Genomic DNA, 8,551 nt, shown 5'->3' with positions numbered 1-8,551 from the left:
GCTATACCTTCCAGAACTTCTCCCGCGCTTATCTGCATCACCTGGACAAGTGCGGCGAAATGCTGGGAAGCATGCTCAATAACATCCATAACTTGATCCATTATCAGGTGCTGATGGCTGGTTTGCGCGAGGCTATTCAACAGGGTACATTGGCCGCCTTTGTCGATGCCTTCTACGCCAAACGCGGGCTCCCCGTTCCGCCTTTGGACTGAGTTTTCTGACCCCAAGATTCAACATTTGCAACTGGAGTGCTAAATGAGCTTTTTTATCTCTAACGCCATGGCTGACGCGGCTGCACCGGCTGCTGCCGGCCCAATGGGCGGCGGTTTCGAGTGGATTTTCCTGGTCGGTTTCCTGGTCATCTTCTACCTGATGATCTGGCGTCCACAGGCCAAGCGCGCCAAAGAGCAGAAGAACCTGCTGAGCAGCCTTGCGAAGGGCGACGAAGTTGTGACCACTGGCGGCATCGCCGGCAAGATCACCAAAGTTGCCGATGACTTCGTGGTTCTGGAAGTTTCCGACACCGTCGAAATGAAATTCCAGAAAGGCGCCATCGCCGCCACGCTGCCAAAAGGCACGCTGAAAGCGATCTAAAGGTAACAACTTCTACTCAATCGACGGGGCGCGCAAGGCGCCCCGCGTTCATAACGGGCGGCGTGATGCTGAACAAATACCCTCTGTGGAAATACATTCTGATCCTGGCGGTGCTGGCGGTCGGTCTGATTTATTCCGCTCCCAATCTTTATCCTGATGACCCGGCCATTCAGGTCAGCGGTGCAAGCACTGCGCTGCAAGTCAATCAGGCTGATCTGGATCGCGTGAGCACTGCGCTCAAGGAATCCGGGATCAACGTCAAGGCAGCCACACTGGCGGCAAACGGCAAGGGCGGTCTGATCCGTCTGACCAAGGCTGAAGATCAGCTGCCGGCCAAAGACGTTGTGCGCAAGGCATTGGGTGATGACTACGTCGTCGCGCTGAACCTGGCACAGACCACCCCGCAATGGCTGCGCAATCTGGGCGCGCACCCGATGAAGCTGGGTCTGGACTTGTCCGGTGGTGTGCACTTCCTGCTGGAAGTGGATATGGACAAAGCCCTCGATGCACGCCTGAAAGTCTACGAAGGCGACGTCAAGAGCCTGCTGCGCAAAGAGAAACTGCGTTATCGCAGCCTGCCGCAACTCAATGGCGCCATTCAGTTGGGCTTCAGTGATGAAGACTCCCGCGAACAGGCCCGTGCGCTGATCCGCAAGAACTTCAACGATTTCGACATTGTTCCGGCCGACCTCAACGGTCAGCCGGTACTGCGTCTGGCGATGACCCCGGCCAAGCTGGCGGAAATCCGTGAATCCTCCATCAAGCAGAACTTGACCACGGTACGTAACCGCGTCAACGAGCTGGGTGTTGCCGAACCGATCGTCCAGCGTCAGGGCGCCAACCGCATCGTGGTTGAGCTGCCAGGCGTGCAGGACACTGCCGAAGCCAAGCGTATTCTCGGCAAGACGGCCAACCTTGAGTTCCGTCTGGCTGCAGAGCCGGGTGCTTCGAAAGCCACTTCCGAGACTTTCGAGTTCCGTGAAGGCAATCGTCCCGCTGCGCAGATCGAACGTGGTCTGATCATCACCGGTGACCAGGTGACCGACGCCAAGGCCGGTTTCGGCGAGCACGGCACGCCTGAAGTGAACATCCGTCTGGATGGTCACGGTGGCGAGCTGATGAGCCGCGCAACCCGTTCGAACGTCGGTCGCAGCATGGCGGTGATCTTCATCGAGCAGCGTCCGGTGACCACCTACGTCAAGCAGATGGTCGACGGCGTCGAAAAAGACGTCGCGGTGCAAACGTTTAAAGAAGAGAAGAAGATCATCAGCCTGGCGACCATTCAGTCGCCGCTGGGTGCTCAGTTCCGCATCACTGGCCTGAACGGTCAGGGCGAGTCGTCCGAGCTGGCGCTGCTGCTGCGTGCCGGTGGTCTGGCTGCACCGATGTACTTCGCTGAAGAGCGCACAATCGGCCCGAGCCTGGGTGCTGACAACATCACCAAAGGTATCGATGCGTCGCTGTGGGGCATGCTGTTCGTGTCGCTGTTCATCATCGCCATCTACCGCTTCTTCGGCATCATCGCGACTGTCGCACTGGCAGTGAACATGGTGTTGCTGCTGGCCTTGATGTCGCTGCTGGGGGCAACACTGACCCTGCCAGGTATCGCCGGTATCGTGCTGACCATGGGTATGGCGGTCGACGCCAACGTGCTGATCTTCTCGCGGATCCGTGAAGAGATCGCCGCCGGCATGACTGTGCAGCGTGCAATCAACGAAGGCTTCGGCCGGGCATTCACCGCGATTCTCGACGCCAACCTGACAACTCTGTTGGTCGGCGGGATTCTCTTTGCCATGGGCACCGGCCCGGTCAAAGGTTTCGCAGTGACCATGTCCCTCGGGATCTTTACCTCGATGTTCACGGCCATCATGGTGACCCGCGCAATGGTCAACCTGATCTTTGGCGGACGTGACTTCAAGAAGTTGTGGATTTAAGGGGCTGCCATGTTACGTACAATCAACTTCATGGGCGTTCGCAACTTCGCGTTCGGCGTCACAGTATTCCTCACCTTGCTGGCCTTGTTCAGTGTCGCTACCAAGGGCATGAACTGGGGCCTGGACTTCACCGGCGGTACGCTCATCGAGCTGACCTACGAGCGTCCGGCCGACGTCACCAAGGTGCGTGAGGAGCTGGTAACTTCCGGTTACCACGAAGCCATCGTGCAGAGCTTCGGTGCGACTACCGATTTGCTGGTGCGTATGCCGGGCGAAGACCCGCAGCTGGGCCATCAGGTCGCGCAAGCGCTGCAGAAGCTCGGCGGCGATAACCCGGCGACGGTCAAGCGCGTCGAGTTCGTTGGCCCGCAGGTCGGTGAAGAGCTGCGCGACCAGGGCGGCCTCGGCATGCTGCTGGCGCTCGGTGGCATCCTGATCTACCTGGCTTTCCGCTTTCAGTGGAAGTTCGCGGTCGGCGCTATTGTTTCGTTGATCCACGACGTGATCGTGACCATCGGTATCCTGTCGTTCTTCCAGATCACTTTCGACCTGACGGTACTGGCGGCGGTACTGGCGATCATTGGTTACTCGTTGAACGACACCATCGTCGTATTCGACCGGGTGCGTGAGAACTTCCGTGTCCTGCGCAAGGCGACGCTGATCGAGAACATCAACATCTCGACCACGCAAACCCTGCTGCGCACCATGGCGACCTCGATCTCGACGTTGCTGGCGATCGCGGCACTGCTGTTCTTCGGTGGCGATAACCTGTTCGGTTTCTCCATCGCACTGTTCATTGGTGTATTGGCGGGTACTTACTCGTCGATCTACATCGCCAACGTGGTGCTGATCTGGCTGAACCTGAGCACAGAAGACCTGATTCCTCCTGCAAACACTGAGAAGGAAGTCGACGACCGTCCATAACGCGTAGCGTTTTCCCGGTTGTCAGCCAAAAAAGGCGCGAGTTGAACTCGCGCCTTTTTTTATGCTCCAAGGCTGGGAGAAGCGCGGGCGCGTCCCGCATGTGATGGTCAGGAGGTTCATGTGAACAAGTCGTTGCTGGTTGGTGCGGTATTGGGTGCTGTCGGTGTCACTGCCGGGGGTGCTGTTGCCACCTACAGCCTGGTTAAAAGCGGCCCTGAGTATGCGCAGGTTTTGGCCGTTGAGCCGGTCAAGACACAGATCAAGACACCACGTGAAGTGTGCAAGGATGTAACGGTCACTCGCCAGGCGCCTGTAAAAGATCAGCATCAGATTGCCGGTACGGTAGTCGGTGCACTGGCAGGTGGTCTGTTGGGTAACCAGATCGGCGGCGGCACCGGCAAGAAAATTGCCACGGTCGCTGGCGCAGTCGGTGGCGGTTATGCCGGTAACAAGGTGCAGGAAGGTATGCAGAATCGCGATACCTACACCACCACGCAAACCCGCTGCAACACAGTGAATGACATCAGCGACAAGGTCGTTGGTTATGACGTGCGTTATTCGCTGGATGGCAAGGAAGGCAAAGTGCGCATGGATCGTGATCCGGGCAACCAGATTCCGGTCGACAAGGAAGGTAAGTTGATTCTGTCGCAGAACGAGCCGGGCCAGTAACAGGCCGATCGTTTAGAAAGAAGCACCCTGCGGGGTGCTTTTTTTGTGCCCGCGATTTGGGGGTTGCCCTTGTAGGAGCAAGGCTTGCCCGCGAAGACATTTGTACAGTCGATAAATATGTTGGATGTGCCGGCCTCTTCGCGAGCAAGCTTTGCTCCTACGGGGTTTGCGCGCGAAGCCGTCCGTAGGGTCGCCAGCAAATCACTGGGCATAAAAAAAGCACCCCGAAGGGCGCTTTTTTTCGTTTCGCGTAACGCTTAGCGCTTCAGCGAAGCCGGCAGGTGCGGCTGGATCGCCGTCAGAACTGCCTTGAAGCATTTGGTGTTGCCGGCAACGATGTGGCCTTTTTCAAGGAAATCGTGACCGCCGGTGAAGTCGCTCACCAGGCCGCCAGCTTCTTGAATCAGCAGGGCGCCTGCAGCCATGTCCCACTCGGACAGACCCGATTCCCAGAACGCATCGAAACGACCGGCAGCCACGTAAGCCAGATCCAGGCTCGCCGAACCGGCGCGGCGGATGCCGGCAGTCTGGCCAACCAGAGCGCGGAACATGCCCAGATAGTTTTCCAGGTTGTCCATTTGATCGTCACGGAACGGGAAGCCCGTGCCGAGCAGGGCGCCGTCGAGGCTGGTGCGACCGCTGACGCGCAGACGACGACCGTTCAGTTGAGCGCCGCGACCACGGCTGGCGGTGAATTCTTCCTGACGAACCGGGTCCAGAACCACTGCGTGTTCCAGGCGACCACGGTACTTACAGGCAATGCTGACAGCGAAGTGAGGAATGCCGCGCAGGAAGTTGGTGGTGCCGTCCAGCGGATCGATGATCCACAGGTACTCTTCGCCTTCGATGCCGGTACCGGCGTGCATGCCAGTCTCTTCACCGCGGATGGAGTGGTTCGGGTAAGCCTTGCGCAGCGCGTCGATGATTTTCTGTTCAGCGGCGCGATCGACCTCGGATACATAATCCTTGGCGTCTTTTTCGTCGACCTTGATGGTATCCAGGCGCTCGATGGAGCGGAAGATCAGTTCACTGGCTGTGCGTGCGGCGCGCAGCGCGATATTCAGCATGGGCTGCATGGATGTGTCACCTAAGGTTGTTAAAGAAAGCCGCGCATTCTATCAGAACTTTTCTTCAGGTGAAGGACGCTGTTCGCTTTCATAGCTTAACGGTAGGCTGTTCTGTAAGATTTGCACCCCTTTCCTGTGTCCGAGAGCGCCTCCCTTGCTGCAGAACATTCGTGTTGTCCTGGTCAATACCAGCCACCCCGGCAACATAGGCGGGGCCGCGCGCGCCATGAAAAACATGGGTCTGTCGCGACTGGTGCTGGTCGAACCGCGCCTGTTTCCGCACCACGAGGCCGATGCTCGCGCCTCCGGTGCCGGTGACATCCTTGAAAATGCGCAAGTCGTCGCCACCCTGGAAGACGCGTTGGTCGGCTGCAATCTGGTGCTCGGCACCAGCGCCCGAGATCGCCGTATTCCCTGGCCGCTGCTGGATCCGCGCGAATGCGGCACCAAAGTGGTCGAGGAAGCCGGGCAGGGCGCCGAAATCGCCTTGGTGTTCGGTCGCGAAGACTCCGGCCTGACCAATGACGAGCTGCAGCGATGTCACTTTCACGTGCACATCCCCTCCGATCCTGAGTTCAGTTCGCTGAACCTTGGGGCGGCGGTGCAGGTGTTGAGCTATGAAGTGCGCATGGCCTGGCTGGCTGCACAAGGTCAGCCGAGCAAGATCGAGAAAGAAGAAGTGGCCTCGGTGAAAAGCGCCGAGCTGGCGACCATGGATGAGCTGGAGCGCTTTTATGAGCATCTGGAGCAGACGCTGGTCGCTATCGAATTTCTCGATCCGGAAAAGCCGCGGCACTTGATGGCGCGCCTGCGCCGGTTGTACGGACGCAGCTCGGTCAGCCGGGCGGAAATGAATATTTTGCGTGGCATCCTCACGGAAACCCAAAAAGCGGCCAGTGGTGAGCTTCTAAAGCGGAAGGACTAAATGATGTTTGAGCGTTTGCGTGAAGATATCCAGAGCGTGTTCCATCGAGACCCGGCGGCGCGTAACGCTTTTGAAGTTCTGACCTGCTACCCCGGCATGCATGCAATCTGGATCCATCGACTGGCCGGCATGCTGTGGCGTAACGAGCTGAAATGGCTGGCGCGGCTGGTGTCGAACTTCGGTCGCTGGCTGACCGGGATCGAAATTCATCCGGGCGCCAAAGTCGGTCGACGCTTCTTTATCGACCACGGCATGGGCATCGTCATTGGTGAAACCGCCGAGATTGGCGATGACGTGACCATTTATCAGGGCGTGACCCTCGGTGGCACCAGTTGGAACAAAGGCAAGCGCCACCCGACACTGGGTGACGGTGTTGTGGTGGGTGCGGGCGCCAAGGTGCTTGGCCCGTTCACCGTCGGCGCCGGTGCCAAGGTCGGCTCTAATGCTGTTGTGACTAAAGAAGTGCCGCCGGGCGCCACGGTAGTGGGAATTCCGGGGCGGATCATCGTCAAATCCGACGAAGAGCAGGACGCCAAGCGCAAGGCCATGGCCGAGAAGATCGGTTTTGATGCCTATGGCGTCAGCGAAGACATGCCCGACCCGGTGGCGCGCGCCATCGGTCAGTTGCTCGATCACCTGCAAGCGGTGGATGGGCGGCTGGAAGGGATGTGCGGCGCGCTGAAGGATCTGGGCAGCAATTACTGTGCGAAAGATCTGCCTGAGCTGCGCGAGGAAGACTTCGCCTGCGTGAAGGACAAGGATCAGAGCCAGGCCAGTTAAACCGCGGCGCTTTCTTCGCGAGCAGGCTCGCTCCCACAGAGGATTGCATTCCAATGTGGGAGCGAGCCTGCTCGCGAAGAACGATAACGCGGTACCGCTGGCTGCATGCCGCCAGCCTTTGCTATGATGCGCGCGCTCTTTTGCGGGTAATCCTGACTAAAGTACTAGGTCTTAAAGTTGACTTAAATACTCGGGAATTGCATACTCGCCCCATTCTGAACTCCGTGGTAACTGTCCATGCGACTGACTACAAAAGGCCGATACGCCGTGACCGCCATGCTTGACCTGGCGTTGCACGCGCAGCACGGGCCCGTGTCCCTGGCCGATATCTCCGAGCGCCAAGGCATCTCCCTGTCCTACCTCGAACAGCTGTTCGCCAAGCTGCGCCGCAGCAACCTGGTTTCCAGTGTTCGCGGCCCGGGTGGTGGCTACCAGTTGTCCCGCGACATGCAGGGCATCCAGGTCGCCCAGGTGATCGATGCGGTAAACGAATCGGTTGATGCCACCAAATGCCAGGGCCAGGGCGATTGCCATTCCGGCGATACGTGTCTGACTCACCATCTGTGGTGCGATTTGAGCCTGCAGATTCACGAATTTCTAAGTGGTATCAGCTTGGCTGATCTTGTAACTCGCCGTGAGGTGCAAGAAGTAGCCCAGCGTCAGGACCAGCGTCGTTGCAACAGCAAGGCGCCACGCCTGGACAAGATTGAAGCGTCCGCCGTCGAATGACAGCCGAAGAGCTAGCGGTACGCCAGCCCTGATTTAGGAGATAGTCCATGAAATTGCCGATTTACCTTGATTACTCTGCGACCACCCCGGTCGATCCGCGCGTTGCGCAAAAAATGAGTGAATGCCTGCTGGTTGACGGAAACTTCGGTAACCCGGCGTCCCGTTCCCACGTATTCGGCTGGAAAGCTGAAGAGTCCGTCGAAAACGCCCGTCGTCAGGTGGCCGATCTGGTCAACGCCGATCCGCGCGAAATCGTATGGACCTCCGGTGCCACTGAGTCCGACAACCTGGCAATCAAGGGTGCGGCACATTTCTATGGTTCCAAGGGCAAACACCTGATCACCTCGAAGATTGAGCACAAGGCTGTCCTCGACACCATGCGCCAACTGGAGCGTGAAGGTTTCGAAGTGACCTACCTCGAGCCAACTGAAGACGGTCTGATCACCCCGGCGATGATTGAAGCGGCACTGCGCGAAGACACCATTCTGGTCTCCGTGATGCACGTGAACAACGAAATCGGCACCGTTAACGACATCGCCGCGATCGGCGAAATGCTCCGCGCCAAGGGCATTCTGTTCCACGTCGACGCCGCTCAGTCCACTGGCAAGGTCGAGATCGACCTGCAGAAGCTGAAAGTCGACATGATGTCGTTCTCCGCCCACAAAACCTACGGCCCTAAAGGCATCGGTGCGCTGTACGTCAGCCGCAAGCCGCGTGTGCGCATCGAAGCGACCATGCACGGTGGCGGTCACGAGCGTGGCATGCGTTCCGGCACCCTGGCGACTCACCAGATCGTCGGCATGGGCGAAGCGTTCCGTGTGGCCAAAGAAGACATGGCTGCTGAAAACGTCCGTATCAAAGCGTTGAGCGACCGCTTCTACAAGCAGGTCGAGCATCTGGAAGAGCTGTACGTCAACGGCAGCCTGACC

General features: G+C 58.5%; 10 protein-coding genes. 9 read left to right on the top strand and 1 reads right to left on the bottom strand.

Translation table 11 applies throughout. The features are described from left to right. The 5 genes from ACIP1X_RS26560 to ACIP1X_RS26540 all read left to right on the top strand — a co-directional run. Nucleotides 1–212: tRNA-guanine transglycosylase (locus ACIP1X_RS26560; RefSeq protein ID WP_400755761.1), on the top strand; the 212-nt coding region annotated here is incomplete at its 5' end. 43 nt (nt 213–255) lie between these two features. Next, a complete protein-coding gene (yajC, locus tag ACIP1X_RS26555; RefSeq protein ID WP_003227923.1) occupies nt 256–594 on the top strand; it encodes a preprotein translocase subunit YajC in 339 nt (112 codons plus the stop codon). A 65-nt stretch (nt 595–659) separates the two neighbouring features. Next, entirely contained in the window at nt 660–2,528 is a 1,869-nt protein-coding gene (gene secD / locus ACIP1X_RS26550) for a protein translocase subunit SecD (protein ID WP_400755760.1), read from the top strand. Between the two features lie 9 nt (nt 2,529–2,537). After that, nucleotides 2,538–3,452 carry a protein translocase subunit SecF gene (gene secF, locus ACIP1X_RS26545; protein WP_053123541.1) on the top strand — a complete coding sequence of 305 codons (915 nt, stop codon included), beginning with the start codon at nt 2,538–2,540 and terminating at the stop codon, nt 3,450–3,452. A 120-nt stretch (nt 3,453–3,572) separates the two neighbouring features. Then, on the top strand, nt 3,573–4,121 hold the full coding sequence (locus ACIP1X_RS26540) for a glycine zipper 2TM domain-containing protein (RefSeq protein ID WP_053123539.1): 549 nt from the start codon (nt 3,573–3,575) through the stop codon (nt 4,119–4,121). A gap of 257 nt (nt 4,122–4,378) precedes the next feature. Here the strand turns inward: ACIP1X_RS26540 and suhB are convergent, their stop codons facing one another. After that, a complete protein-coding gene (gene suhB / locus ACIP1X_RS26535; RefSeq protein ID WP_400755759.1) occupies nt 4,379–5,197 on the bottom strand; it encodes an inositol-phosphate phosphatase in 819 nt (272 codons plus the stop codon). A gap of 145 nt (nt 5,198–5,342) precedes the next feature. On the opposite strand from suhB, the gene trmJ reads away from it, so the two are divergent. The 4 genes from trmJ to ACIP1X_RS26515 all read left to right on the top strand — a co-directional run. After that, complete coding sequence (trmJ, locus tag ACIP1X_RS26530) at nt 5,343–6,113, top strand: tRNA (cytosine(32)/uridine(32)-2'-O)-methyltransferase TrmJ (RefSeq protein WP_400755758.1); 771 nt, start codon at nt 5,343–5,345, stop codon at nt 6,111–6,113. 3 nt (nt 6,114–6,116) lie between these two features. Beyond that, entirely contained in the window at nt 6,117–6,893 is a 777-nt protein-coding gene (cysE, locus tag ACIP1X_RS26525) for a serine O-acetyltransferase (protein WP_026000547.1), read from the top strand. A gap of 237 nt (nt 6,894–7,130) precedes the next feature. After that, nucleotides 7,131–7,622, top strand: coding sequence for a Fe-S cluster assembly transcriptional regulator IscR (iscR, locus tag ACIP1X_RS26520; RefSeq protein WP_003227911.1), 492 nt, complete (start codon nt 7,131–7,133; stop codon nt 7,620–7,622). Nucleotides 7,623–7,669: 47 nt separating this feature from the next. Continuing rightward, nucleotides 7,670–8,551: aminotransferase class V-fold PLP-dependent enzyme (locus tag ACIP1X_RS26515; RefSeq protein WP_400755757.1), on the top strand; the 882-nt coding region annotated here is incomplete at its 3' end.

The sequence above is a fragment of the Pseudomonas sp. NPDC088885 genome (assembly GCF_044750025.1).
GTDB lineage: Bacteria > Pseudomonadota > Gammaproteobacteria > Pseudomonadales > Pseudomonadaceae > Aquipseudomonas > Aquipseudomonas rustica.
This window is presented reverse-complemented; position numbering and strand designations above follow the sequence as displayed.

Coding starts and splice junctions, on each gene's coding strand:
- iscR (WP_003227911.1), top strand. CDS start 7,131: ATGCGACTGACTACAAAAGGCCGATACGCCGTGACCGCCATGCTTGAC.
- secD (WP_400755760.1), top strand. CDS start 660: ATGCTGAACAAATACCCTCTGTGGAAATACATTCTGATCCTGGCGGTG.
- suhB (WP_400755759.1), bottom strand. CDS start 5,197: ATGCAGCCCATGCTGAATATCGCGCTGCGCGCCGCACGCACAGCCAGT.
- yajC (WP_003227923.1), top strand. CDS start 256: ATGAGCTTTTTTATCTCTAACGCCATGGCTGACGCGGCTGCACCGGCT.
- secF (WP_053123541.1), top strand. CDS start 2,538: ATGTTACGTACAATCAACTTCATGGGCGTTCGCAACTTCGCGTTCGGC.
- cysE (WP_026000547.1), top strand. CDS start 6,117: ATGTTTGAGCGTTTGCGTGAAGATATCCAGAGCGTGTTCCATCGAGAC.